The sequence below is a fragment of the Bacillus canaveralius genome (genome assembly GCF_002860125.1).
GTDB classification, from domain to species: Bacteria; Bacillota; Bacilli; order Bacillales; family Cytobacillaceae; genus Bacillus_BJ; species Bacillus_BJ canaveralius.
Window position 1 is genome coordinate 12,459 of record NZ_PGVA01000029.1, and the last position, 26,984, is coordinate 39,442.

Here is a 26,984-nt window from a genome sequence, read left to right on the forward strand (position 1 = left end):
TGGAATTTCTCTCCTTACAATTTCTTATCACAATAAAAGCGAATATCACAGTTACCACAATGTTTTATTGGTCGCTCTTTAATTGAAAAGTCCTTGTTCTCTATTCGTTTAACAATTTTATCAAAAGTTGTGATTGTTTGATCAATGGATCGTGTATCTTTAGGAAATGACACATACGGGCTGCTATTTTCTTCGCCAGTGTAATACAGATGCATCTTGCTCACTGTTTGACCTGTTCTTTCTTCAACTAGATGAGCATACACTTCCAGTTGGCGCTTATAGTGATTAAGTATATCAGAATCCCTAGCCATATCTGGTTTTTTTTCTGATTTAAAATCTACAATCTCTACTGTATCATTTTCACCGCGAATTAAATCAATCGTTCCCTTTAAAATATAGTCGTCTTTTACTAAAGAAACATCCACTTCAGCTTCTTTAATATGAGACCAGCTATTGTTTTGACGGTCTACGTATTTCAGAACCTGTTTTAACGCTGCTGCTTGTGTTTGGGGAGCCAAATAAACACGCTCTCTTATAACGAGATTACTGTAATTAGAATTAAACCAGTCTTGAATATTCCCTTCATTAATTAAAGATTCCTCGCCTCGAAGAGCTGATTTATGAATATCCTCAATAGTCTGATGAACAAGTGTACCAAACAAAGTTGCCCCCTGCCGAACAGGCGCAAATTCAAATTCTTTATAAAATTTGTACTGCAAGGCACACGATTCAAAAATATTAATGTGAGACGTGAAAGAATACTCTTTTTTAATATTCATATCTTTTATATGTTCAAGATCCAGATCAAAAATAGTATCTATTTCTCTCCAGCTTTTAAGTGTACTATAAGATTCTGCAAATGGCTTTGATGGAACATTTCTAGAACCACGGCCGCTAGACTTGTTTTCTTGGCAGCTTAGTACAAGAAGATTCTGAGACCTTGAATAAGCAGTATAATATAGCCTCCAAAAATCGTACTTTTTTGTTTGATCCAATGGTTCGAATGGTTCTTTTCGATAGTAGCCTTGTTGGAGAATTTCGTCTAAGTCACTGTATTGTTTTCTAGGAACAGCGTCTAATGAACCGACTATAACGACTGGAAATTCTAACCCCTTTGATTGGTGAATTGTTAAAAATGAGACACATCCGCTCGGTGCATATTCTGATTCATCCTCGTACTCATTTATCCCGCCATTAATTAGGAACCTCAAGTATTGATTAAAGAAAGTCGTTAAGTGGTTGTTAATTGTCTTCGGAGTAAAAACTGTTACCCGGTGCAGATACTCAAATTTTGTTAATAGCTTTGAAAATAAAGACAGGTTTCGTACTGCCCTGCTGTCTTTTACTTTATATGAATCCTGCTCCAAATAACGATTAAACAAATCGAACTGTAGTAATTGGTAAAAAAGGCTAGCAAACGAGTAATCAGTATTTTGCTGCAGATTCATATGCTTCTGTGCTCTGCGCTGGCACCACTTTAACAATTCTTTGTTTTCTGGATTTCTTAGTTCATCTGCAAATTCCCTCAAATAAAGGTCATAAGTTTCCCACTCCGGTAAATGTGCATGGTCGTTCCATTTTCTCACATGAGGAAATTGCGGAAAAAGAAACATGAAAGCTCCGATGAGGAGGCGTACTTCTTCTCTTTCGAAAAACATGTTGGACCGTGGAGAATAGACAGGGATGCTCCTTTCCTCTAAATAATTGGCCAGTGCAACGACCTTACTACTCTTAACAGACCGGAATAAGAAGGCGACTTGATTCCAGTCAGTCAACTGCCCTTTTTCTTTCATAGAAATAAGAAATTGGTATACTTCTTCTTCCCAATTTCCCAAACCATCTTCACCTGATACTTTTACCACTGTTCTGCTGTGTGGGTGAAGCCCTTCATGAGCTTCGATTTTTTTATCGTATCTAAATGTTTTTCCTTCATGAGTCCAATTATTTTGTTGCATCCACTGATTATAAAATTGAATAATCATAGGATGAGAGCGATAGTTAACAGACAGCTCAACCTGTTTACATTGGCCTTTTTCAAACTTTAACGGAAATTCTAAAATGTTACGAATCGTTGCTCCTCGGAAACGATAAAGGCCCTGGTCATCATCCCCTACTACACAAATATTTTGTCTTTTACCCGCCAATAAAAAGATGATTTCTTCTTGAATCGTATTTGTATCCTGATATTCATCGATCATAAGATACTGGAGTTTTTCACTTAGCTGCTCCGTAATCTCAGGATGCTCCTGTAACAAGTGATAAGCCTCTAATTGAATCGTAGAAAAATCCAGTGCGTTTTCTTCCTCCAAATGCTGCTGATATAGCTCGTAACAAAAGCCTAAAGCCTGAATCTGCAGTTCAGATGAGCATTTCAATTTTTCCACGTTCAGCATTTCCTCACTGATTTTATTGATCCATTGTAAAAGCGTTGCTGCATTCTTCCATCGTGAAGACCTTTCACTGATTATTAGTTCAATGTTTGACAACTGTAAATATTGGTTCATTTTCTGATAAAGAAAATATTGTTGATCAAATTGATCCATCAGCATAAAATTTTTCTTAAGTCTTGTAAACTCTCGATTTTCCTCTAAAATGCGTAAACAAATTGAATGAATCGTACCTAAATACATTTCATTTAAATTAAAGAAAATACCTGTGTCATGTAGACGATTCGATACACGCGTCATTAATTCCTGAGCGGCTTTTTCCGTAAACGTAGCGACCAAAATGTTTTCTGCCGCAACATTCTTTTCAGTAATTAAATGATATATCCTTTCAACAAGTGTAAATGTCTTACCAGAACCCGGCCCGGCGATAATAAGTACTGGCCCCTCTGTAGTTTCGACTGCTTTTTGTTGTTTAATATTTAGACCTTTCGACATTTAATCCCCACCTAATTATTCTAATTTACATGCTGACTTACCTAATTCTTATTAATGCATCGCACTAGCAAATTTCATAACCTGTATCTCATACTTACTCTTTTGAGTTTTATTCTTCCATAAATAAATCATATGTTATTTTTGATATATCAGATATTTAGTCGAAATATTCCAACTATTATAGTATCATATTTTCTGAAAATCATGTAATTATTACCATTTGCATAATGTTTTTCATGTAAAAGTGTTGAGATGCCACAAATGTGACAGAAGGTCATGTTTATAGACCTGATCAAGTGTTTGCGTAGTATTACGATTCGGAAGGAAAAAGGGGAAAATGACGACAAAAAGCAGCCTTCACGGCTGCTGTCCTTTTTGGCCTTTATTCTTTTCATCTCGCCTCTTTCAAGTCTCCCGGCTCGTTCGGTGCAGCGGAATGCCGCAAATGGAACAGGAACCTACGGAATGTAGGCCGAGGGCCGTACAGACCGTGGTTATCGGGCCATTTAGTGCCGAAGCGACACGTATGGAATGACAGAAGGGTGTATCTCCCTTTCTGTTCAGTCCGTAGTGCTGCCGCCCAACCCTTCCTTATGGACATGGAAGGTAATATGACGAATGCAGTGAATGCAGATATAACCGCATGAGTCTTTATACCGAGATAAATAATATAAAGAGATGCCTTAGAGACATCGCTTTTTCTTGGCAATACAAGCAGCTAAAAACATTTAAATTAAATGGTTAAAGAGTTGACGAAAACATCTTTTCACTTTTTAATTAATTTTCTTTTAGAAATTTTAAAGGAGACCCGCAAGGTAAGCAGGCCGACTCATTTTAATATTTCAGTTTGTAACTAGTAGGCTCAAGACTAACTTTTTCGTTCTTGAATAATCGATAAGGATTCTTCAATATTTCTATTTTTGGATCATTTAATACATCTGCAACTCTGTAAATAAAATATTTCTCTCCGTATTGTTTGGCTCTTTTCCATTCATTGGATGATATCTCAAATGAGTTACTCTTTCCTTTGCTAGATTTAACTTCTATATACTTTGGTCTCCCATCTAGTTCATATGATAAAATATCATAACCAGCACCGCTGTCATACTGTGAAACATGGGATGTTTTTTGAATTAAATCACGCCTATTATTATTTAATAGCCATTCTCTTTCATAGGCTAAAGCAAATTTTTCTCCAAGTATCCCTATTTCTTCCCATTGTTCCCTAAGTTCCTTATATCTAAATGCCGATATTTGATTTCCTGTAAAATCATACTCCACATCTTCAATCATTTGGTTTGTATGAAAATCAAGCACTTGTTCGGGCACTTCTCCTAAATCAATCCCTCTATTTCCTCTACAATGAGCTAAGATCAGTGCAACTTTAAAGAAGTCTCTTATAAATCCCTCGGTTGTATATTTTTCTGACCATTGTTCTCTATTTGTGTCGTAAGTTCCAATATGCCAATATTCAGCTCTCTTAGGTTCTTTGCGAAGCAATCCTTCTTCCTCTAATAGATCACACATGTTTCTTTTTATTCGTTGATTGTCCCCGCCTTGCCCGGATACTTTCACAATTTGCTTAAACTCAATTGTTGGTTCACTCGTTGTAAATCCTATTTTCTTAAGATGTAAACAAGTAATCTGGTAACTCTTATTATCAGGTGTTCGTATTTCCAATCGGTATGGAGAAGCATCACTATTTTCCCAAAACTGAATCTGAAAGACATGATCTTTGTTATTGATTTTAAAAGAATATTCTAGAAAACTATCTTCATCATATATCTCATCTTCATTTAATTTAACAAAGGAAATCGATTGGTTATTAATATAAGTTTCTATTAAGTCAGGTGCTTCATTTAATAGACGTTTCAAAAATGAATCCAAAGCCTGCACAGATGATAGCAACATAATTTTAAACATCTCCTATAAACTATTTATAGGTATATAGTAACTCCTTTTCCAAATATTATATATAGAAAAAGATGACCCCTGTTCAATACAGAGATCATCTTCTTCAGGCTGCCTGACCTTTTTTTAAAATGCCCTATACATAGGGTACATTTTAATTTGGATAGACGTTTAAGATATATATTCAACGAATGACGGGATCCTTAATAGCCCCGACTTCGTATAATTTCTGAATTTAACACGGCACTTAATCTTCGGTTCAATGAAGGTGAACTTTTTATCTTCATCCACAATCAAATCATGGTACTGGCCGTAGAATTCTTTCTTTGCAGCTGGTGTCATAAACTCCATTATTCCACCAGGCTTAAGCTTACCATCTTCCTCAAAGGCCAACAGTAACCCGAACTCACCTTTTCTCAAGCCGGTGATTACCGCATCTGCATATTGATAATTAATGACCTTCAGCCAATCGTGCGACCGTTTCTTTATCTGATACTTTGAATCGGCGCGCTTCAGTACAATTCCCTCAAGACCAATCTGCTTTACCAAATCAAAATATGCCTGGCCGTTTCCGTACATCCACTGAATCTTTGCAATATGCTCATCATTATCGACGAGAGACTCGAGCAGCTCTTTCCTTTCGCGTAACGGCAGATGGGCCACTTTCTCGCCTTTATGATATATCACATCGAATACACAATATTGAATGGCATGCCGGGATCGCTTCGATTGGAACCTCTCCATCATGGACTCGAAGTCCGGTTTCCCCTCGTCATCCGAGACAATTAATTCTCCATCCAGGACTGTACCATCCGGAATGTCTATTTGCTGCAGCTCCGGGAACTTGGAAGTTACCTCGTTATTATGCCGCGTATATAACTTTATTTGATTATTAAATTTGGATAGCAACAAACGGATTCCATCAAGCTTGAGCTCCGTGATACACTCCTCGTTGTCAAACGGTTCGTCTGACTTGTGTAATAGCATTGGTGAAACAAACACCTGACAATCACCTCTGCTTAATAGTAGCATGAAAGTAGCATTAACTCAGGCATGAAGGCGTATGTAAGTTATTCCTTTTATATAAAAAGCACCCCTTGGGGCTTTATCCACGATTTCTATTCTTTCGGGTTTTTAATAAATAACCCGACTTTAATATCTTATGTAATTCGTCGGTTGTCTTTCCTTTGATTACCGATACTGCATATTGCTGATCAATCGGCTCCCCATCGATCGTATGTGTGTATCCTCGTGTATTTAAAATACTGACTGCCTCTTTAAGGCTATTTGTTTTTGCATATTCTTTTATGAGGAGCATATCAATCGTGTCAGCTTCATATGATTCCACCAGGCTAATATACTCCTGCAACCTTTTTATCTCTTCAGCAGCTCGCTTCAACGTGATAAGTTTAGCCATAATGATCAGCCACCTACAGTCGGTTTCTTTGAAGCTATTTTCTGTCTGAAAGGAGTACTGTAGCAATCATCGCATATCCCACCATTATCAATAAATTCCCGCTCATCCGATATTTCTCCACTACATTCAGAACAATTCCATATCTGCTCCATAATGTCCCTCCTTTTTATCTCATATTTCGAGAAAAATAGAGAAAATCCTGCAAATAAAAAAGCGTCCAAGAATAGGAACAACCTTATCGTCCATTTATAATTCCCCCTTTTAAACAGGGATTCGCCATATGTAATAATTTCCCTTTTAAAGCAATAAAAATTTATTTTCCATAGCACTTGTAAGAACAAATGTTTGTATATAATAACAGAGGGAGGTTTTATCGATGAGTAAACGTATAAATGACCGCGGAGCTAAAAAGTGGGCTACTTCCTTTATGTTGCCCGAACACGTAGAAATGCTTAATGGATTGTATAGGGACTATCATAAGCAGGATAAGCCAATATTGGATATGTACCAAATAGAAGAATTTGAAGAAAAAATTCATTACGCGAGGGAATTCCATTTACCACTTACCTTTACTGTATGGTCCGACGGGTTTTCCGAAGAGTTGACAGGGTCCATCACCCGGTTAAATGAATGGACAAAAGAAGTGTGGGTCCAGAAACAAAACAATGATATGAAATGCATTAAATTCATTGACATTATCGGTGTGAAAGTAGAAGAATAATTCCTTTCATTTTTTGTTTTAGGACCTTCAGGGATGCTCATATCTGAGTATCCTCTGGAATGCCTCTTTTGCTTGTACTCATCATCAATTGCTACAATAATCCCATCTAAACCCGGAGGTGACCTGTATGTGTGGCCGTTATACTTTATTTGCTAAACTCGATGATATTGTGGATCGTTTCGATATTGAGGCTGCGATTCAAGAAGAACTTTATAATCCGAGCTATAATGTCGCCCCGTCACATTCTGTTTTATCTGTTATCAACGATGGAGAGAAAAACCGACTTGGCTACCTGCGTTGGGGATTAATCCCACCATGGGCAAAAGATATGAAAATAGGCTATAAAATGATCAATGCTCGGGCAGAAACAATAGCTGAAAAACCCAGCTTTCGTAATGCTTATAAAAAAAGGCGTTGTTTAGTGATTGCCGATAGCTTTTATGAATGGAAGTGTCATGAAGATAAAACGAAAACCCCGATGCGCATCAAGCTTAAAACAGATGAACTATTCGCTATGGCTGGCTTATGGGAGCAATGGAAATCACCAGATGGTGAGACCTTTTATTCCTGCACTGTTATTACGACTAGTCCGAATGAGCTAATGAGCAATATTCACGATCGGATGCCGGTGATATTAAAACCGGAGGATGAGAGGACCTGGTTGGACCCTTCAATCACTGATACTGAATATCTTAATGAATTATTAAAGCCACTCTCTGAAGATTTAATGGAAGCTCATCAAGTATCCAGTTTAGTGAACTCCCCTAAGAACAATTCACCCAATTTAATTCAGCAAATCTGTTAAGGGAGCTCCTGCTCCCGAAGTGACAAAGTGAATGTTATTGACTAAAAAACCTCCTATTTTTATAGGGTTTCTTATTGTGGATTATATCTATTTTTCATTCACTTATATTCACTTTTAGAGAAAACCATAGATAAGACAAAAATAAAAAGCCTCCGTCTGGGATGCATAATTAAAGATATTAATACAAGTCCTCAATGGATAAAAACCTAAAACATCTATATTCGGATTTCTTTCCTTTTTCATCACATTCCTGAGCAGTAGTATTCTGGCAGTGGATATCCCCATCTTTTAGAGTTCTATAGCGACACGCACCAGGTACGCCAGACTGCTGGGCACCATAAGAATCAGTGCCGGTATTTTAATTCTGCTGGGATCCATAGGAATCAGCGCTTGTATGATAATAGTACTCTCATTTACCCCAGCATTTAACGATGGCCCTCCAAATGCGCTGAGTAGGAGTTTTCCACAACAAAGAGACCTTTGCCCATTTATTAGGCAAAGGTCTCGCTAAGCATAGTAATATGCCAACAAAGCCGATGGAGTAATCCATGTCATGACAAATTTGTTTCAGGTACTACCTGACGCTATCCTTTACGGAGGTTCATTTGATATTTAAAAAGACTTAAGACGTAAATCTTTCAGTTTAGTTTTTTCATAGTTCCTTATCAGCTTACGGGAACATAACCATAGCACCAACACATAGTGCTACAATCCGGATCAGGTACATAGGTACTGAGTACAGCCAGAACTGTGGAAGCTTATATTTACCCATACCCAAGATCATAGCAGGCATACCATCGATTGGCATGTAACCGCCGTTCCATCCAGAGATAACAACTGCAGTTGCTGCAGCAGCAGGATTAATTCCCAAGCTCAGGCTGGTTGCAATAGCAATTGGTGCAAAGATGAATACAGATCCCATATTTGAACCAGTAAAAGTAGCACAGGTACTAGTTAGAAGTGCGAAAATTAAGATAAGAATGAATGGACTGATACCAGTACCCAATGCATTCGCTACTTCCTTACCAATCATAGCTGTAAATCCTGAGTTAGCCAGAGCATCAGCAACGCCGATAACACCAGCCATCATAATGATTACAGGTGCACCCATATTATCCCGGACTTCCCTGAAGTCAAGGACGTTGATGAATAGCAAGAATGCTCCAGCAAGGCCAGGAATGACAAAGGCAGCATTGCCCAGCATGTTCATAAGCATCATACCAACAACACCGATGATAAATGCAGCAATGGTACAGTATTCTTTCCATGCAGGCATAACATCAATTTCAGCCGCAGCCGCAGCCTCATCATATGCATTAACTTCTTCTTCCCTAATTGGATGATCTGGCAGAAGACGATAAGCAACCAAACTCCACACCAAGAAACCAAGAGACAGGATGAAATTCACGACTGCAAATCTCGTCATAGAAATCCCGCCTGTGTAACCTGCAGTTTCAAGTACACTGACAGTGACGCCATAGAATAGTGCTACATTGAAAGGAAGCAAAGGGTGGTTAGTAGCAAAACCCAAAGGCATCATCAGTTTGGACGTAGGCATTTTTTTATTATAAGGAATAGTAGATATCAAGGATAGAATCAGAACATAGTAACCAGTGGAACCGGAACCTGCTAAACTGGCACCAAGCATAACGACCACGAGCAAGAGAGCATAGCTCTTATAACCGCCTCTATTTACCAATGCGAGCATTGAGGACTGAACTTTACCAATCAAGCTGGTCTTCATTAATCCCGCCATAACAACCATAAAACCAGCGACCATGATAACGCTTGGGTTCACGAAACCTGCGAAAGCCTCCTGAACAGTGGAAAGACCGGTGACTACTAGCAGCAGGCAGGCAAACACCGGTGGTGCACCGAAGGCAAATTTGTCTGACATGATCATGACTATCATCAGGATCAAGATGCCAAGGGCAAGAATCATTTGCAATGTCATGTTTTGTTCTCCTCTCTTCATAATCCATTTTTTGTTTAAAATTCTTTATAAAGCCCTTTAATCAATGAGACTATCAACTATAATGATGTGTTAACTGGTTCTTCACCACAAAAAGTTATGGCGAAGAACCTAAAGCCTTAAAATCTCCTTATTTCTCCAGATGTAGGATTATAAACGCCTTCACTTTCGCGTTTAGCACCATATATATCTTCAACTGAAAAACTGTTATATTTTACACACAGTCTATTCTTATATGCGTATACTAAATGTAAATGTCCTTCTGCGTCTTGATAGATAGTAGGATATTCAAATTGTGAATTATTCGTTTTATTCTCTGCGCCAATGAAACCTTCTGCGTGCTCAATGATCCGGCCGATTGGCCAAGTATTTCCGCCATCTTCAGTCACTGAAACCACTACCGGGTTCCTTAATCCAGGCCATGCTACTTTACCTTTAACAGGATTATTGGTAGCGCTTGCATTATAGACAATCGCAATTGCCCCGTTATCCAGTTTGATTGCACTTATACTTGCATTATTATTTGGTAAGGTGGTCGGCTCAGGCACTGTCCAGGAATCACCAAAATCCGTTGACTCACTTCTATAGATATAATCCGCGAATCTACTTCTCATAAATGCCACTAAATGGCCATCTTCCAATTCGATAACATTGGCATGCACTCGTCCGTTACTTTCAGGCATGCGTACTTCTTTCCATGTTAATCCTTCATCATCTGATACTTGAAATACTGTAGGGTCGTTTGTAAGACCAAATTCTGAGTCCTCACATACCCACGTACTGAAGATCCATCTGCCATTACTTAATACTTGAATAGCTTGGCGGGCAAATGTGCCAGGCTGGCTGAATAATACTTCCGGTTCAGTCCAGGTTTCACCATTGTCGTATGTTTTCTGACATTTAATAATGGATGTAAACTGCATATTATCCTTATCTGGCTGCCGGCCTTCCTGAGAAGTATAGATCAACCAAACTGATTTATCGGGTGCGTGGAAAAATGATGGGTTTTGCTCGCTGCGTGTATCATCCTGCGAGACAATTTTCGGTTCATTCCACTCTTGAGTCTCACGATTAAATTTTGATAATACGATCGAAATATCGGGACTGCCTTCAAATGAACCTGCAAACCATGCACATAATAAATCTCCATTATCCAACTTAATAATAGTTGGTGCATGCGCGGTTGAAAAAGGACCAGATGGAATTAAAGAAAAATCAATATTTGTATAAGCATCATGATATAATTTGCCGTCTGAACTTGACTCGTTAATTATTAATTGACTCATATTATCACCCTATCTTTCTGGTTAATGGCTATTTTTTACCGCTTTATTGTATTTCGTCGCTTTATCTAAATGTTTTCAACGCTTTATGTCCACTGATCACTTCGTTTCTCAATCAGCATTGTTTGCCAGCTGCACCGCGTAATCCACTGCGTTTTCAAGACTAAGTTCACTCGCAGTCATCTTGCCTGCTTGATCGAATGCTGTTCCATGATCAACTGAGGTCCGGATGATTGGTAATCCCAATGTAATATTAACTCCAGAAACTTCTTTCCATTTATTTTCTTCTTTATCAAAAACAAAGCCTAATAGTTTTAATGGAATATGTCCCTGGTCATGGTACATAACCACAACGATATCATACATGCCGCCGCGGACTTTTGAGAAAACTGTATCTGCAGGCAAGGGTCCGAATACATTAATCCCATCACTTTTAGCTGCTTCAATAGCAGGGATGATTTCATCTATTTCTTCATTACCAAACAATCCATTTTCCCCGCAATGTGGATTTAATCCAGCCACAGCAATCCGTGGATTTTCGATACCCAAGTTTACACAGGCATGATGAGCAATTCTTATTACATCTATGACTCTCTCTTTTTTGACTAAATCGCAGGCTTGCCTTAAAGAAACATGCGTTGAAACGTGAACCACTCGTAAATCACCGTCAGCCAGCATCATCGAAAATTTATTCGTTTTTGTAAGCTGTCCATAAATTTCAGTATGGCCAGCAAAGTGATGTCCAGCTAAGTTCAACGCTTCTTTATTCAATGGATTCGTAACGGTTGCAGCCACTTTCCCCTCAAGCGCTAATTCAATGACTTTTTCAACATATAGATATGCCGCATTTCCGGCTTCCTTGGACACTTTGCCAATCTGTAATTCATTTGCATTTATTGAAGCCAAGTCAATAACATCCATTGTTCCCCATTCATACAATCCATCTTCCGGTGAAGAAATGGCATTCACTTTAAGATTGAACTCTGGAAAGTTCTCTAAATAGTTCTCTACAATATTTTTATCTCCAATAAGTAAGGGGTTACATTTTTCGTATAAGCTTTTCTTTTGAAAAGCTTTAATTGAAATTTCAGGTCCGATACCTGCAGGATCACCCATCGTTATGCCTATAATTTTTTTCATGATGACCTCCTAACTACTTCATCCCTGCTTCAATATTTTCATTTAACACTGATTTTAATGCGGCAATTCCTTCGTCGCACACGTGGTTGAATGGTGCGCGGCACTTTCCAACCGGATAACCTAGCAGTGCAACAGCCGTTTTTACCACAGTGTTTGGATTCGCAAATTTAAAGCAATCTCTAAAACTTCTGATAGAATCTTGATATTTACGAGCTTCTTCGATATTACCATTTACAAACTGATCGTATATTTGTGCCATCGTAAACGGATAAACATTAGAACATCCTGCAATACCGCCTGTTCCCCCGGCAAGCAACGTCCATAAAATTAAGGAATCATTACCTGATAGCACTGAAAAGTCTTCTCTATTTCTTGTTCTTTCAATATATTGAAGGATATTATCGAAGTTTCCGCTGCTATCTTTGACACCAACAATATTGTCAATGTCACTTAGTCTTTCCACAGTCGCAGGTTGAATAGTGTTCCCTGTCCTTGCTGGAATATTGTATAAAACAATTGGCATATCAACCGCTTCAGCAACTGTTTTAAAATGAGTATAAATCTCTTCTTGGGTTGCCGTTGCAAAATATGGCGTAATGATTGACAGGTAGTCTACACCAACACGCTTTGCTTCTAGAGACAAGCGAATGGTATCTTGCGTTCCAACTAATCCAGTTGATGCATAGATCGGAACCCTCCGCGCTACTGCTGCAACGACTGTTTCCATGACACGCACTTTTTCTTCTTCGCTTAAAATATAGCCTTCTCCATTAGTGCCGAATGTGAAAATACCATGAACGCCGTTCTCAATGACTCTGTTCACTTGGTTTACTAGTTCTTCATAGTTCACTTCTTCATTGTCATACATGGGTGTTACAATTGGTGAGATGATTCCTTGCAATTTGTTTTGCACCCTGATCACTCCTACATAATTTCTAAGTAAATTTTGCGGGCATCTTCTGGTGTTACTTCTCTCATATTATTCACGAGTAATCTTTGAACTTGCATTCCGGCCTCGACCAATCCTTCCAAATCTTCCTCAGGCACATTGAAAGCCTTTAAGCTGGTTGGAATTTCAAGTGTTGTCACAATGTTTTCCAATAAATCAATGATATATTTTGATTTTTCATCTACTGTCAATTCTTTATTTGGTTCTTTTGCAACCCGATCATACGCTTTAGCCAAGAGGTCTTTAATAACCGGCTCATTGAACTTCATTACTGGTGTCAACAGGATTGCGTTGGATACACCATGAGCAATGTGATATTTTCCACCTAAAGGATAAGACAAGGCATGAACAGCGGTAGTCCCTGAGCAAGTAATTGCTACCCCGCCATAGAAAGAACCTAATAGCATATTACGCTTTGCTTCAAGTGCATCTGGATTTGAGCAAGCTTCGATAATGTTATTCAAAATTAAATCCAATGCCTCCAAGGCAAAGGTATCGCTGATTGGGTTTGCTTTTTTTGAAGTAAAACATTCTATCGCATGTGCCAGGGCATCAATTCCTGTTGCTGCGGCAATCGATTTAGGTAAATTTTTAATCATGCTGCTATCCAAAATAACATGGTCAGCAATTAATTCACCGTTCACAATACCAACTTTTAAATTTTTTTCAGGTACACCTACAATGCTATTGGGAGTTGCTTCAGATCCTGTACCGGCTGTGGTAGGAATCATTAAGGAAGTCACTTGTTTTTTAGCTAATAGCGGATTGTCCAGCAAATCCTTTACAGTATAATCACCGGTGGATAGCACTGATGCTAATTTTGCTATATCCATCACACTCCCCCCGCCGACTCCGATGATAAAATCAGAGTTCAATGCTTTAAATTTATCAACGACCTCTTGGGCTTGTGTGTAAGATGGCTCTGATGGTATGTCAGATAGGATTTCGTACTCGATATGATTGTTTTCGATGATGCTGATGAGTTCGTTCAGCAATCCCAATTTAAGGATGTCTTTACCTGTAAAGATTGTGATTTTTGCCACGCCATCTTTTATAATTGTTTTTAGGTTTTGCATGGCTTCTGGTCCTGCAAACACATTTTTCGGCATTTTCAAATTATATTGATTTAACATGATACACATCTCCTTTGTCACGAACTAATTTATTTAATTGAATGAAGAGATCTTCATTACCCATTCCGCCGGATTTGGTAATGACATAATGTTTCTCATCCTTAAAATTAAGGCTTCCAAGAACAATTCCCGGGAATAATTCCTTCAAAGGTTTAATTTCGGTAATCCCCAATACACTCATAGATTGATACAATGTATCTCCACCAGTAAATAACAAAGTCATCTTAATACCCTTTGACATAAGTTTCTTTACTAAGCATCCGAGTGACTGTCCTATACTGAATCTTAGTTCATTTCTTTCATCCGGTAGTAGATTTGCTGCCGATACATTCCCAAATGTTTCAAACATGAATGGTTTTTCAAATTTTAAATATTGATGTATATCTTCTTGCCCTTTTACTGTATCCCAATATTGTTTATCTGAAAGTTGTTCCATCGTTAAAGATATTCTTTCAAATCCATTCATTTCCGCAAATGCAATTTGTTTTTTCGTTACAGGATTAACACTTCCACTTACAATCAATAATGGAAGATTAATATCCCTTTGAGTTGTATTCCTGTTTTGATAGATGATAGTTGCTAATGCTTTACCAAACCCCGCGCACCCCACCGTAATATTTAATGCACCATTCATTAATAGCTCTTTCCCCTGGGATAACATCTCCTCATCAGAGTGGCTTTCCATTAACAAAATTCTTTCCTCTTTTGGAGGAATTTCATATTTTTTTGTAATATAAGTTTTTAAATCCGCTTCTTTAAATAGAAGAGATGGAATATGGCTTTCCGTTACTGGTTCGTACGGATCTTGTCCAAAAACACTTTCATTTACTGGTATTGAATCGATAAGTAATATTCCTTCGCGACTAAAGCGATTTTGTTCTGGATACGCTGAAAAAAAAGGAATTGTTACATCTTTGAAAACATCACTCAACGCTCTTAACTCAGAAGCAACATTTCCTCTTAATGCTGAATCAACTTTTTTAAATATATATTCAATATTTTCTTCTTTAGCTTTTAAGGCTATCTTCTTAATCACTTGATATGCTTCACATTTACTCAAATGTCTTGTTTCAGTATTGAAGACAAGTACTTCTATTTGATCTGTCGCTTCATCAAATTCAAACCCTAAATCAGAGGTTACTACAGTATTAACCCCGTGATTAGAGAACTGGACTCCAGTATCAAGTGCTCCCGTAAAATCGTCAGCGATTATAAGTACCCTTACCATCCGTTCACCACCTTCCTTTATAATTATAGGTGTCTACTCTCCCTTAAAAAATAAGACAATTATGATAATTGTTTCAATTTGAAACTTTAATTTAGAAAACGCTACCATAAATCAGGGATTAAGGTTAAACTGTTTAAAAATGAAACATATGAGGGGAAAAAATATGAAAAAGATCACAAAGATCCTTGGTATAGCACCTTACGAAGAGTTAAGATACGCAATGGAAAATGTAGGATCTACTTTCTCTAACATTTTGCTGCATACGTATACTGGAGATTTACAAGAAGGGAAAAATATGGCCCTGGAAGTGATTCACAACGATTACGATATCGTCATATCAAGAGGAGGTACAGCGGAATTAATCAGGAAAAACATATCTATACCGGTTATCGATGTTTCCATATCTGTCTATGACATTTTAGGAACGATCAAACTAGCAAAAAACTACACTTCAAAATTTGCTATTGTTGGTTATTCAAGTATTACTGAACCTGCCCATTTAATTTGTGACATCTTAGACTATTCCGTAGAAATATATACAATAGATGATTCAAGTGATACTTTAGCCCTGCTAAAATCATTGAAAACAAAAGGAATCGAATTAGTTCTTTGTGATGCAATCACGAATAAACTGGCTCTGGAAATTTCTTTAAATACAATCCTTATTACATCAGGAAGCGAAAGTATTAAACGTACATACGAACAAGCAATAGAGTTAGATATGCATCTTCAAAAATTAAAATTACAAAATAACTTACTTACAGAAGCCATTGAAAATTTTAAAACGGACTGCTTAATCTTATCCAGTCAGTTTGAGCTGATTTATTCAAGTTTAGATTCTCAAATGAATGTCTCAATCTATAATTATTTGCTTAATAAAAAAGAGACTGTTCCATTTAATGAATCACATACTTTTTATCATTCAGTAAACACCACTCTATATAACTTAAAAGTAACTATTTCAAATAAGACAGATGATATTTTTTATATTGTAACTGTCCAAAAATCTGTAACACCGATTATGAACGCTAAATTCGGTGTTACATATGAAGATAAGTCAGATGTGCAACAAAAATTAAATAAAAACTTATATAAAAATCCTATTATCACGGTCGAGATTAGCGAGAAAATTAAACAAATCAATTCAAGTAATTCGCCAATTATAGTACTGGGAGAAAGAGGCACAGGAAAAGAGATCGTTGCTCAAAGTGTATTCACCAGTCAAAATAATAACAATAATACATTGGTAACGATTAATTCCAATTTACTAAATGATACAATGTGGAAACACCTTTTAAACACAAGTAACGGCCCTTTCCTTGAAGTTGGGAATACAATCCAGTTTAATTACTTTGATAAAATTTCAAATGAAAACTTCGAAAAGTTAATCACGACTATGCAATCTACTAACTTACACATAAATAATCGATTGATATTTTTTTGCGAAAAAACATCTGATGGGATTACATCAAAATTCTATAAAGAATTAATGAATCGAATGAATTGTATAAGTTTTCTTCTGCCTACATTAAGAGAAAGAAAAAATGAGATATCGGCTATTTTAACAATATTTTTAAATAAGGTGAATATTGAAAACAATACCGATATTATCGGGTACGAGCCCAATGCTCTGGCTGCTCTTTCACAATATAATTGGCCAGGTAATTTCCAACAATTAAAACAAGTACTAACTGAATTAGTATACTTATCTAAATCGCGTTATATAACGAGTAATAATGTCAATAGTATACTGGGCAAACAAAACATTAATGAAAATATTTCCCATTCAGAAGATGGAATGAATATTTCATTTAACAGCAGCAAAACATTACATGAATTTAATTTGGATATGATCAAACTAGTCCTTGATCAACATAATGGCAACCAAACTTTAGCAGCTGAGCAGCTTGGCATCAGTCGAACAACGTTATGGAGATATTTAAATAAATCCCTGGGCAAAGGTTATCAAAATAGGCTATAAGTGAGTTACACTTAACACCATACGATAAAAGTCTTAAGAAATTAAACGGAGCAATCTTTTACGACACCCATTTCTAAAACCAGATTTCAAATAACGAATAGAGACATTTTTTCCCTAACGACTATTGAGTTCGGAATATCGTTGAATCTTTTTTTAAAATAATGGCGAAATCACAGTGTCTTATTGAAAAAATTAAATAAACGTTGCTCCTTCTCTTGCTGAGCCTCTTTGGCTTCTAGGAAGAGATTTTTTGTTTGCAGGGACTCTCTTAATCACTGCATCACGAGATCATCACCAGTATGTAAACCTTTCTTCTATGTAATTTTGCTGTTCGTCTAACCGTTGCAAAACTTTTGAATAAACTGTTCTTGACGTGGCTATATGATCTAACAATTCTTGAATCACTTCTGCCCCATTAAGAATTGCAGGACATTGTTCTCGGTGTTCTGTTCCTGGGACACATCCTCCTTAAACTGTGACTACATGCATGTGCGTTTTTCATTTTATGAGATTAATTAAATGCCGATATATAGTAAGAGAAAACAGGAAGATAGCAGGTGGTGAAATTATGACTGAAGTTATTAGGTGTCCTAAGTGTGCTAGTGACCAGCTTTACGCCGGGGAAAAGGGATTTAGTGTAGGAAAGGCAGTAATTGGGGTTATAACGATTGGTTCACTTGGTGCTTTAGCTGGTTTGCATGGGAAAAATAAGGTAGTATTAAATTGTTTTAGATGCAAACATACATGGAGTCCTACTGGGGGTTTCGATAAAAGTAAGCCAAGTGCAGGACTAGCAATGCCTGCCCAATATAAATCGAACGGTAATTCAAAAACTTCGAGAAGATCTGGTGGTCCTCCCGGAGGATATACCAAGAAGTATTTAAATGGTCTTGCTAAGGTATTTTGGGGAGTATCCCTATTCAATTTGCTGTTGATAACGGTATTTGTATGTACATATATTCTTTTTTAAGGTGGTGTAAATGTGAAACCACATATTAGAAAAGCCTACAAAAGAGCTGAAATAGCTTTTGGAGTAATGGTTTTTACATCAATAGTTACTGCATGTGTAGCTGGTGTGACAGGCCATCCTATTATTGCATTAATATACGCTGTATGTTGTTGTTTTTTTCTATTTGGTAAAGCATAATAAATTTTTTATTGCTCTAGTTTTGGTTTACTAACAGCTTAGAACGTGAGAAATGAATGATTACTTTATTAATAATTGGTGTATTGTATGGATTGTAGTAAATAATAAAGAACCAAGTTGTATCTACACCGGTAAAACCGCGCCGAAAGTCGGATTATAAATGATCGCCGACTCAATACAATATCAGTAGTTTAAAATGTATATAGAGATAATAAAATTATTGAATATTGATTGAAAAGATAAGATCCTTGTTACATTCTGTATGTAGCAAGGATCTTTAAAATTGTTTCAAATTACATCCATAATAGTTCAGAATTCTTCTGCATTAAATTCAGAAATGACCTTATTTTTGTCACAAATTAAATTAACTGTCCATTCATCACATTTGAATACGTAATATGATTCTTGTTTTTCTTCACTATAGTGCATATCTATTAATGTAATATTTCTTGAATCAATGTTTAATCTCAATGCTACATCTTTTCGCAGTCTTTTGAAATTAATTCTATCGACTACTTTTATCAAAAGTTTATCACTTGTACTAGCATGAGCAGTTCCAATGCCATACATAAGTGCACCTTTTAGAACGTCCCATGTTATTCCAGAAGCTGAAGCATCTCTTACATAAATAAACACTTCTGACATAAGATCGCCTGCACCAATTTCTACTCTTTTCTGCTTAGTAGCCACAATCTCGTAGTCTAATTCTGCGTCGGTAAGCTTTTTCTTTATTTCCTCAATATTATATTCCGATCCATCACCTTCTCTTATTTTTAACAGATAGCCCTCACTATCTATTTCTTCATCTTTTGAATACATATTTGTTATGTCTTCATACCGCTTATTAACAACAAATTCATGAACTATTTCATAAATAGTTTTAGGGATATTTCCTTCTTTCTTACCTTCAAAGTATGGGTATATTAGGAACATATCCACAAAAAATATTTTGATTATCTTCGTCTAGATCGTAAGCAATCCAGTCACCTTTTATTTCAATAAGCTTGATAAATAGTTCTTCAATTTCTTGACTATTTATTTTATCACTGGAAAATGTATAACTTTCTAATAATTCAAGTTCTACTTTCTGTTCTTCTGTATCAAATTCAATATGTTCAACTATTAGTTAAAGTGTATTTTTTTCATAACGATATCCCCTATGTTTTTGAATAGTATTATTACTGATTTCTTTGATCTTCTTTTTGTGCTTTACTTCCTAATTTCTTTATAAAACGAGATTTTCCTTCTTGAACTAACCTTCTATGCAGTGACATAAGGATTTTCAAACAACTTTTTTATTTTTATTGACATTATTGTAAATCAATATCTATGCACAAAAGTGATAATAAAAAAATGACCTTCCATATTAGAAAAGTCATTACTTTATTCAAACAGCTCTCTGTCTCTATGTTAATTATTATTTTGATTAATGTAGGGAGCTAAATCCTCAACAAAGCGAATGCAATCATTAGATTTTTATATTCTTCTTTTTCTGCAACTACGGAATCCTCAATTTCTTTTATCGGCTAATCATACTTAAAATAATTTTAATTACTCCAATTTTGAATCCATTGGTTTCATCTCAAGTTTTGATGGGACATACTCAGATACTACCTTAAATAAATACGCCACATATGAATGTAGTTCAAACCGATCCCCGTTAATGAAATCCGACAATGGTGATGTTCTTTCCCCTGACAATTAAATACCCCCTTCAATTGAATTCCTTAGTATTATTCTTCCCACACTATGATCCTCTTATTCACACAAATTAGTTATCTATTAAATAATGTACCCCGTAAAATTTTCAGTATCAGCTCCACCTACGCTTGATACCGTGATAGCCACAATTGCTACCCCACCTATATTCATTATAAATGAAAGCGTTTACATATTCAATGTGTTTATCTCTAATTAACGCCCGGTTAATTGACCGACATACTCAACGTCATCAATCTTCCATCCTTGCTGTTTGATAAAGATCAGTGAAGTCTTTGTCATCTAGATGTCTTCCACCCGACTCTTGTTGAATGAGGGCATGATAAGTCCGATATATTCACCGATCCCGTTTTGTTCCGCATACTTCCGGATTAAGGGTTCATATCGCAAAACGTCCGCTGACAGTTGCACCGTCCTCGGCCCATTCTCCCGGCCTTCCAGATCCAAACTGATTTTCTGCTCCCATGCTGATTGAAATGAGCGAAGCAAATTCGTAAATAGAAGTGAGAAGGAAAATAATTCCTGAAATGATCCAAGTGATGGGTTCTTCAAAATAAGCAAGGAGATTATATGCAGGGAGTTTTGAACAAAGCAGCTAAAGTTGCTGGATCCCGATTGATTGTTTCTGAAGATCAATTGACTTTCCTCGGATCCTGCTTCTTTTAAAGGTATGGCATGTCACACAGCATACGTACGCTGTGACAAACACTGCGCACAGGAAATCGGTACGGCGTACCAAACCGGATAAAGGGTCACACCGCATGTCGCTCATCATACGCATCTCATGTGAAACGGCGTGTAAACATCCCTGATCTATCGGACATCTGCACGGTATATAACACCGTATACGTATGCCGTGTGAGATGGCATATATACCCAAGTGATAGGTATGCGGTGTGGTATGCCATGAGTATAGGGTGCGTAAGCCGTGCCGTACGGTATGATTATGCGTTCGGCTGTGATATGGAATGTGCCAGGGATACGCACAATGTTTACGGCACAGTAGCTGAATAGAATTGTCCGATACTTCACGAATAAAAATACTAAAATATTGAACCGGTAACCGTTTCAACGGATGTCGGTTTTCTTTTTGGCGAGCAGACGAGGTTCATTTTATTTTGAAAACCAGAGGTGGATCGCCTGACCGCACCGGAATACCGGACCGACTCTCGGTATGAGAGTACGTTCTTTTTTTTGTCAGCAGACCCTGACCCCTTTTCTGGTGTGAACAGAGCTCTCAGAGCCCCTTCTGACAGCCTTATAAGAGCAGCGCGCGCCTTCTAGGCGGGTCCCGCGCCCGTCGGTGGTCTCTCCTGCCTTCTCTCGCTTTCGCTCGTATAACCGCTCCGGGCTTCCCGCCAAGAATTCACGTAAAGATCCTTTGTCCAAGCAGCGCGGAGCCTTCCTCCGCTCGGTGGTTTTTCCTGCCTTTTTTTGCTCGCACATGTGCGTACACGTTCGATTATTTTGACATACAACCGCCTCGCGTCGTCCACGCTGTCGGACTCCAGATCCCATTTCCTGCAGGTCTTCTCCTGACGATCCGCTCCCTTTCAGTCCGCCGATCTATCTTCCTTTTTGGCAGCTTCCCCTCTACCTGATTTCGTGACAGCTCCTGGGCGCCTTTGAGCCGAATCCCGCCCCGCAACTCCAGCACGAATATTGCCCCTCATGGAGAGATTTCGGGGCGCAGATCGTGCCGGGAACCGCCCTGGAACTCGTCATACGCTGTTTTGTTGGTGGGCTGGCCGATGGAACTCGGCTGATCGCATAACGGCGCGGTTTATCGGGGGCGGAGTTCCTTGGGAACTCGGGGCGGATGTCGCCCTGGTATGTCGCAACGCTAGTCGCCGCAATGGATTGAGTATGGTTTGATATACGCGGCGGAATTACGGTGCGGTATCGGGGAAAGAGCATAAGGGGGATGTATGACAAGCCTCGCTTCGCTCATTTGTCAGTCAGCATAGCTGACCGTCCCCCTTACTGCGTCATGATATGCTTGCGCATATCCTTCCTTGCCCTCCACTTCGTTTCGGGTGCTCATTCGGAACTCCCTATTCGGTCATTCCTAATCATTGAAGTGCGCTCCTGCACAAAATGGCGACCAACCGTGGTCCCCATTTCGCTCCGGCAAAACCAACGGGCTGACACCCGCCATGCACTTCCTGAAACGCTTGTGCCTTTCCGTACGCACATGAAAGACAAATCTGTACACACACCAGTCCGAAATACCGGACAAGAAACGCTTGCGCCTTTCCGCATAAAAGCAAAATCCAAAACCAGTCGAACTTTCCACTCGACCGATAGAACACGCAGCAAATAATCATCACCTTATACTGACGCCATAAATCCGAAAAATACGGTCAGAAATTCCAACCGACTAAACAAAAAGAAAGGTTGATAACGATTGCTATTGTTGCTTTAGAATAAAGTTTGATCAAATCAATACTAATAACCTTGATAAACGAACAAAAAGAAAGAGCGTGCTTTGAAAAAAGATTAATCAAAATACGCTCTTAATATATTCAATTGAATTACTCTTTGTAAAAAAGTTTGTTAATTCCTGTGATCCTTCTTCCACTAAATGGCGCCCGTTTGTGGAATATTAGTTTTTTATTTCATAGTATCCTTGTACTACGTAATATAAAACTACTCAATAATCCGGCCTTGTTTGCAGGATACTTACATTAGTAAAAATCATCCAAATTCGTAAAGCAATTGATTCTCAAAACTATGTTTTTTTTCTTTTATCATCAGAAGTTTTGAAGTGGTAAACAGTCTTTCATTCCTCAGTACGCTTATTGTCGTTCTGTGGTAAAAACTATGTCATTAGTTGTATATTTCGTTGGCTGTAATCAATTCACACCTCGATGCGAGTATCACTAACTATTCTACCATTTTTCTAACAGAAAAGACGCAAAATAACCGTCCCTGTGCTAAAAAATTAAGAGCAGATGTCCTGTTTAGACTTTCTGATCTTGTTTAGAACTCGGATGGTGACAGGCGGTGAAACAATGTAAAGAAGCGCAAGAATCATCCCTGCGCTTTCGTGTTTTTAACTTTGTGTATCAAGTAACATTTATTTTCTATATGTAACTTCTGTAGATACAATAGTACGATTTCCAACATTAATTTTAGATTCAATTTTATTTTTTATCACAGAATATAAATCAACCTCTGTCTCAGGTGCTTCAATACTTACTACTAAAGAATATCTAATCTTTGAATTATATTTCTTTAAGTTTGTTCTAAGTTTCCACCAGCCTGTTATTGGATAAACAGCTATTTGATTACTTTGACTTAATTCACTTGCTGTTCCTTCCCAAATATCAGAATGAACGGATCCTACATTTCTATTAGATAGCCCGATAACCCAACGGCTGCTATCGTTTTTCACATCACCTTTATCTTCTTCATCATCTCTCATAGCCTTATTAATTCTCTTCAAGAAATTATCTTGATCCTCAGTTGAATTATTCACATCAAACTGCAGGCCACAAGAAGGGTATCGATATTTATCTTTCCAACCAACTTCTCCAGGCCCTGGTTCAATAAAATAAGACAATGTAACTCGCATCTTTACATTTTTATCTTCCAGGCTAAGTAACACATCATCTGGCCAGGGTATATTATGAATATGCATTTCTTTTGAAGTAATGCTTCCGCTATCCTTCTTATAAAACGGTTGAATTACATCTTCTATAATAAGATTAACTCTATTAGATACACTCCAAAGTGCTTTCGACAGATTTGGCACACCATATCCACAAGTTCTCAATAAATTTCTATAATCCATTCTTTTTGGAGGATTATTCTCAAAACAAGCGTTTTTCATAGCATCTGTCCATTCAGCTGAGTGAATAATTAAAGCTCTTATCGTTTCTGGCCAAAGTTCAGGATAATGATGTTGAATATTCGCACCCATCCATGCCGCTTGTGCTGTTGCAGAACTTGTCATACTAACTGTATCGAATGATTTACCCGTCACAGCATCTTTACTTGTCGTCAAGAGTTGTAGTTCTGGTAATTCCGAATAAAAATTAGAATTTTTATCATAAGCTAAATTCCCACCCTCTAAAACTATATCCGGTTTCACCGGCCATTTAATACTCCACGTAAGTGAGCTAGAGGTAAATGGTGAGAAACATCCAGGTTTCACAACTGGTTGAAATGCACCACTTAATTCTTCAGGTATTTGGTATTTGCCTGTATAAGCACCTACAGTAATAGCATTCCAAGCTTGTGCAGGATCTTCAATTGCATGGTTGGTGACAGCAGTTTTTACATCACCTGATTCGATAATCTCTGGAACGGATGTATTTCCTGCAGAAATGAACATAAGCTTTCTTTTTATATCCGTTACCTCAATTTCATTTGCACCTGAAATAATGGTATCAATCGCTCCTGACCATGAAGAAGGTCGCCCATCACCTTTAAGTGTATTGGTGGGAGCCGTAACAGCCATACAAATGGCTCTATTAGTCTCAGGATTTTGTATTTCCGCTAAGCTAATAGCACTTTCAGTAACATAACCATACAATTCTCGTTGATTATCATCACTACGGTCAAATAATTTTACAGACTCTAAAAAGTGATTAATTACTATAGGATTAGTATTTTCAAGTTTATCTTCAAGGGTAAAGTAAGATGCAATTCCAGCCATTCTTGTACCATGATCAGCAATGTCATACACACCTTTTGCAGGATCTACTGCATGCATATTTTCATCTGTTAAAAGTGGCGATAGCAAATCATGCCCATTATTAACACCTGTATCAAGTAAACAGACTGAAGTATTGGACTGCGCTGAGACATCTAGTCTTTCTACTAAATCTTTTACAAAATCTCTTTGATCTAATTCAGAAAGCTGATCAAAAAAACCCGTTGGGGTAACCATAATTCTAAATTCAGCAATTCTGGAACTTAACCATTGCAATTCTGATAACCGCTGCTTATTGGCACTTACTCCTAATACAATTCTCTCTGGAAATACTATTCTTTGATTCTTGTGCTGGACATTTCTTTCATCACAAATTTGAAAAAATTCATCGATAATGGTGTCTACGTCCTCTTTCATATCGTACATTAGCCACACTTCACACCATTTCGGAATTTCGTTGGGTAGTTCATTTTTATCGCTCATCCAGAGAGCATCGACCATTGCAAGATTAATACTTTCTATTGTTCCGATTACTTCTTCTTTATTCTCTGTCTCTTTGTATTTATTTAATTTTTTTATAAAAAAATCCCTTTGGTTTTCAGGGACAAAAACAGTAGAGCTTACAACGTTCTGCTCCTCACTATCATTTTCATTTTTTATATTACAAATTCTAACTTTTTGTGCTGTATTCTCTAAGCTTTTAGTAATAAGGTCATAACCAGCCTGACCTTTAATTTCTAAATATACTCCGTGTCGAGAAGATACCGAAACAGCCCCCAATGCTTCCTGCTGTTCTTCAGCTTGTTCCCAAGCCCTTTTCAAATTTTCTTCTAGTCGGTCTGCATGGCTACGTCTGCTAGATCTAATAGGGTAATTACTTTTTCCACCCATGGAGGCAATTGGTGTGTAATCAATCGCTTGGGAGGATTGGCTAACATATAAGTTGCTTAAATTTGATTTCATTTATTGCTTAAGCCTCCTTATATTTATAATGATTTTTTCGATCTTTAATGTAATTTAATAGTATGTTTTTTGTAATCAGCCGATCTTCTAAGATAGAATACTTAACTGCTTCTTCACACGCTTTAACAATATCTGCGTGATTTAATCCTTGAGCCAATTTGTACACATCATCTGTAAAAATATCATTAGATGCTTTGCCATGAAGCTTCATCTTAAATAACCTTGTGATTTGTTCGATATCAGGATTTTTATATTCCATCACATCATCAAAGCGTCTAAACAGAGCATTATCTAAAATTCTTGGATTATTGGTTGCTGCAATGATAATACTATAGGATTCATCATCTTCAAGATTCTGTAAAAATGAGTTTAAAATCCTTCTCATCTCACCTACATCATTATCTAAGTTTCTATCTGACCCTATAGCATCAAACTCATCAAATAAATAAACCCCTCGGATTTCCTTTATCTGATCAAAAACTTGTCGAAGTTTTGCACTTGTTTCCCCCATGTATTTCGTTATCAGCCGATCAAATTGTATTACATAAAGCGGTAAATATAACTCATTCGCTATGACTGAAGCAGTCATGGTTTTTCCTGTGCCGGGATCACCTGCAAGTAAAAGTTTTGAACGGTTCATAAGTCCATTTTTTCTTAAAAGATCTTTTTTGTGATACTCATTGATAACACGTTTGATTTTCTCTTCTATCTCAACGGAAACAATTAAATCAGATATATGAACATGAGTCATCTTCTGCTCAAGAATATCTAATCGGTTATTTAATGCTACAACCTTATTTTTGTTTACATATTTAGAGTTTTGAATTATTTCTTTAATTTCTCGAGCACTTGCTGTATGACCTACTTTTGCTTCGTGAGCCGCAATTTGCAAAACAACAGTTTTAAATTTCTCTTCATTACTATCGAAATGCGCCCTTATTAAAGCTTTAATTTGTTCTATTGTTGCCATGCGGATTCACCTACTTTCTTTAGAAGTGCTTATGATAAAAATACAAATATAAGGCACATATGTCCTTTGTGCATCAAAAAATAGTGGTAAAGTTTGCTTAAAT

General features: G+C 37.3%; 22 protein-coding genes. 7 read left to right on the forward strand and 15 right to left on the reverse strand.

Translation table 11 applies throughout. The features are described from left to right. Positions 1 to 14: 14 nt before the first annotated feature. Positions 15 to 2,882 (reverse strand): ATP-dependent DNA helicase, encoded by a 2,868-nt coding sequence (locus CU635_RS13810; RefSeq protein WP_101577964.1) that lies wholly within the window; start codon positions 2,880 to 2,882, stop codon positions 15 to 17. Between the two features lie 276 nt (positions 2,883 to 3,158). Here CU635_RS13810 and CU635_RS13815 point away from each other — a divergent pair, with 276 nt between their 5' ends. Next, positions 3,159 to 3,353: a hypothetical protein gene (locus CU635_RS13815; RefSeq protein ID WP_101577965.1), complete on the forward strand. Its 195-nt coding sequence runs from the start codon at positions 3,159 to 3,161 to the stop codon at positions 3,351 to 3,353. A 363-nt stretch (positions 3,354 to 3,716) separates the two neighbouring features. On the opposite strand, the gene CU635_RS13820 is transcribed toward CU635_RS13815, so the two are convergent. The 4 genes from CU635_RS13820 to CU635_RS23385 form a co-directional block, all read right to left on the reverse strand. Further along, positions 3,717 to 4,793, reverse strand: coding sequence for a protein NO VEIN domain-containing protein (locus tag CU635_RS13820; RefSeq protein ID WP_180956563.1), 1,077 nt, complete (start codon positions 4,791 to 4,793; stop codon positions 3,717 to 3,719). 171 nt (positions 4,794 to 4,964) lie between these two features. Beyond that, positions 4,965 to 5,795 (reverse strand): ATP-dependent DNA ligase, encoded by an 831-nt coding sequence (locus CU635_RS13825; protein ID WP_101577967.1) that lies wholly within the window; start codon positions 5,793 to 5,795, stop codon positions 4,965 to 4,967. A gap of 103 nt (positions 5,796 to 5,898) precedes the next feature. After that, positions 5,899 to 6,210: a hypothetical protein gene (locus tag CU635_RS13830; RefSeq protein ID WP_101577968.1), complete on the reverse strand. Its 312-nt coding sequence runs from the start codon at positions 6,208 to 6,210 to the stop codon at positions 5,899 to 5,901. Between the two features lie 5 nt (positions 6,211 to 6,215). After that, positions 6,216 to 6,362 carry a hypothetical protein gene (locus CU635_RS23385; protein ID WP_180956564.1) on the reverse strand — a complete coding sequence of 49 codons (147 nt, stop codon included), beginning with the start codon at positions 6,360 to 6,362 and terminating at the stop codon, positions 6,216 to 6,218. Positions 6,363 to 6,586: 224 nt separating this feature from the next. Here CU635_RS23385 and CU635_RS13835 point away from each other — a divergent pair, with 224 nt between their 5' ends. Next, complete coding sequence (locus CU635_RS13835) at positions 6,587 to 6,931, forward strand: YolD-like family protein (protein WP_101577969.1); 345 nt, start codon at positions 6,587 to 6,589, stop codon at positions 6,929 to 6,931. Between the two features lie 127 nt (positions 6,932 to 7,058). After that, positions 7,059 to 7,736 carry an SOS response-associated peptidase gene (locus CU635_RS13840; RefSeq protein ID WP_101577970.1) on the forward strand — a complete coding sequence of 226 codons (678 nt, stop codon included), beginning with the start codon at positions 7,059 to 7,061 and terminating at the stop codon, positions 7,734 to 7,736. A 670-nt stretch (positions 7,737 to 8,406) separates the two neighbouring features. Here the strand turns inward: CU635_RS13840 and CU635_RS13845 are convergent. The 6 genes from CU635_RS13845 to CU635_RS13870 all read right to left on the reverse strand — a co-directional run bounded on the left by CU635_RS13845 (position 8,407) and on the right by CU635_RS13870 (position 15,441). Next, a complete protein-coding gene (locus CU635_RS13845; RefSeq protein ID WP_101577971.1) occupies positions 8,407 to 9,690 on the reverse strand; it encodes an SLC13 family permease in 1,284 nt (427 codons plus the stop codon). Between the two features lie 137 nt (positions 9,691 to 9,827). Continuing rightward, positions 9,828 to 10,994, reverse strand: a complete 1,167-nt coding sequence (locus CU635_RS13850) for a sialidase family protein (RefSeq protein WP_101577972.1) — start codon at positions 10,992 to 10,994, stop codon at positions 9,828 to 9,830. A 108-nt stretch (positions 10,995 to 11,102) separates the two neighbouring features. Continuing rightward, on the reverse strand, positions 11,103 to 12,131 hold the full coding sequence (pdxA, locus tag CU635_RS13855) for a 4-hydroxythreonine-4-phosphate dehydrogenase PdxA (RefSeq protein WP_101577973.1): 1,029 nt from the start codon (positions 12,129 to 12,131) through the stop codon (positions 11,103 to 11,105). Positions 12,132 to 12,144: 13 nt separating this feature from the next. Further along, a complete protein-coding gene (gene dapA, locus CU635_RS13860) occupies positions 12,145 to 13,044 on the reverse strand; it encodes a 4-hydroxy-tetrahydrodipicolinate synthase (protein ID WP_101577974.1) in 900 nt (299 codons plus the stop codon). 11 nt (positions 13,045 to 13,055) lie between these two features. Further along, a complete protein-coding gene (locus tag CU635_RS13865) occupies positions 13,056 to 14,213 on the reverse strand; it encodes an iron-containing alcohol dehydrogenase (protein WP_101577975.1) in 1,158 nt (385 codons plus the stop codon). Further along, on the reverse strand, positions 14,197 to 15,441 hold the full coding sequence (locus CU635_RS13870) for a four-carbon acid sugar kinase family protein (protein ID WP_101577976.1): 1,245 nt from the start codon (positions 15,439 to 15,441) through the stop codon (positions 14,197 to 14,199). The genes CU635_RS13865 and CU635_RS13870 overlap by 17 nt, the downstream gene beginning before the upstream one ends. Before the next feature lie 163 nt (positions 15,442 to 15,604). On the opposite strand from CU635_RS13870, the gene CU635_RS13875 reads away from it, so the two are divergent. From CU635_RS13875 to CU635_RS23390, 3 genes are all read left to right on the forward strand, one after another. Then, positions 15,605 to 17,422 carry a sigma-54-dependent transcriptional regulator gene (locus CU635_RS13875; RefSeq protein ID WP_180956565.1) on the forward strand — a complete coding sequence of 606 codons (1,818 nt, stop codon included), beginning with the start codon at positions 15,605 to 15,607 and terminating at the stop codon, positions 17,420 to 17,422. Between the two features lie 568 nt (positions 17,423 to 17,990). Continuing rightward, complete coding sequence (locus CU635_RS13880; RefSeq protein WP_101577978.1) at positions 17,991 to 18,392, forward strand: hypothetical protein; 402 nt, start codon at positions 17,991 to 17,993, stop codon at positions 18,390 to 18,392. Between the two features lie 12 nt (positions 18,393 to 18,404). Then, entirely contained in the window at positions 18,405 to 18,569 is a 165-nt protein-coding gene (locus CU635_RS23390; protein ID WP_180956566.1) for a hypothetical protein, read from the forward strand. A 309-nt stretch (positions 18,570 to 18,878) separates the two neighbouring features. Here the strand turns inward: CU635_RS23390 and CU635_RS13885 are convergent, their stop codons facing one another. Together CU635_RS13885 and CU635_RS13895 are read right to left on the reverse strand one after the other, a co-directional pair. Next, positions 18,879 to 19,508, reverse strand: coding sequence for a hypothetical protein (locus tag CU635_RS13885; protein ID WP_142382829.1), 630 nt, complete (start codon positions 19,506 to 19,508; stop codon positions 18,879 to 18,881). Positions 19,509 to 21,750: 2,242 nt separating this feature from the next. Beyond that, the gene (locus CU635_RS13895) at positions 21,751 to 21,945 is read right to left on the reverse strand and encodes a hypothetical protein (RefSeq protein WP_101577981.1); all 195 of its coding nucleotides are present in this window, start codon (positions 21,943 to 21,945) and stop codon (positions 21,751 to 21,753) included. Positions 21,946 to 21,959: 14 nt separating this feature from the next. On the opposite strand from CU635_RS13895, the gene CU635_RS23105 reads away from it, so the two are divergent. Beyond that, positions 21,960 to 22,163, forward strand: a complete 204-nt coding sequence (locus CU635_RS23105) for a hypothetical protein (RefSeq protein WP_142383175.1) — start codon at positions 21,960 to 21,962, stop codon at positions 22,161 to 22,163. A 1,204-nt stretch (positions 22,164 to 23,367) separates the two neighbouring features. Here the strand turns inward: CU635_RS23105 and CU635_RS13900 are convergent. Together CU635_RS13900 and CU635_RS13905 are read right to left on the reverse strand one after the other, a co-directional pair. After that, positions 23,368 to 25,911 carry a S8 family peptidase gene (locus CU635_RS13900; protein WP_101577982.1) on the reverse strand — a complete coding sequence of 848 codons (2,544 nt, stop codon included), beginning with the start codon at positions 25,909 to 25,911 and terminating at the stop codon, positions 23,368 to 23,370. Between the two features lie 7 nt (positions 25,912 to 25,918). Further along, a complete protein-coding gene (locus CU635_RS13905) occupies positions 25,919 to 26,881 on the reverse strand; it encodes an AAA family ATPase (RefSeq protein WP_101577983.1) in 963 nt (320 codons plus the stop codon). Between the last annotated feature and the right edge of the window lie 103 nt (positions 26,882 to 26,984).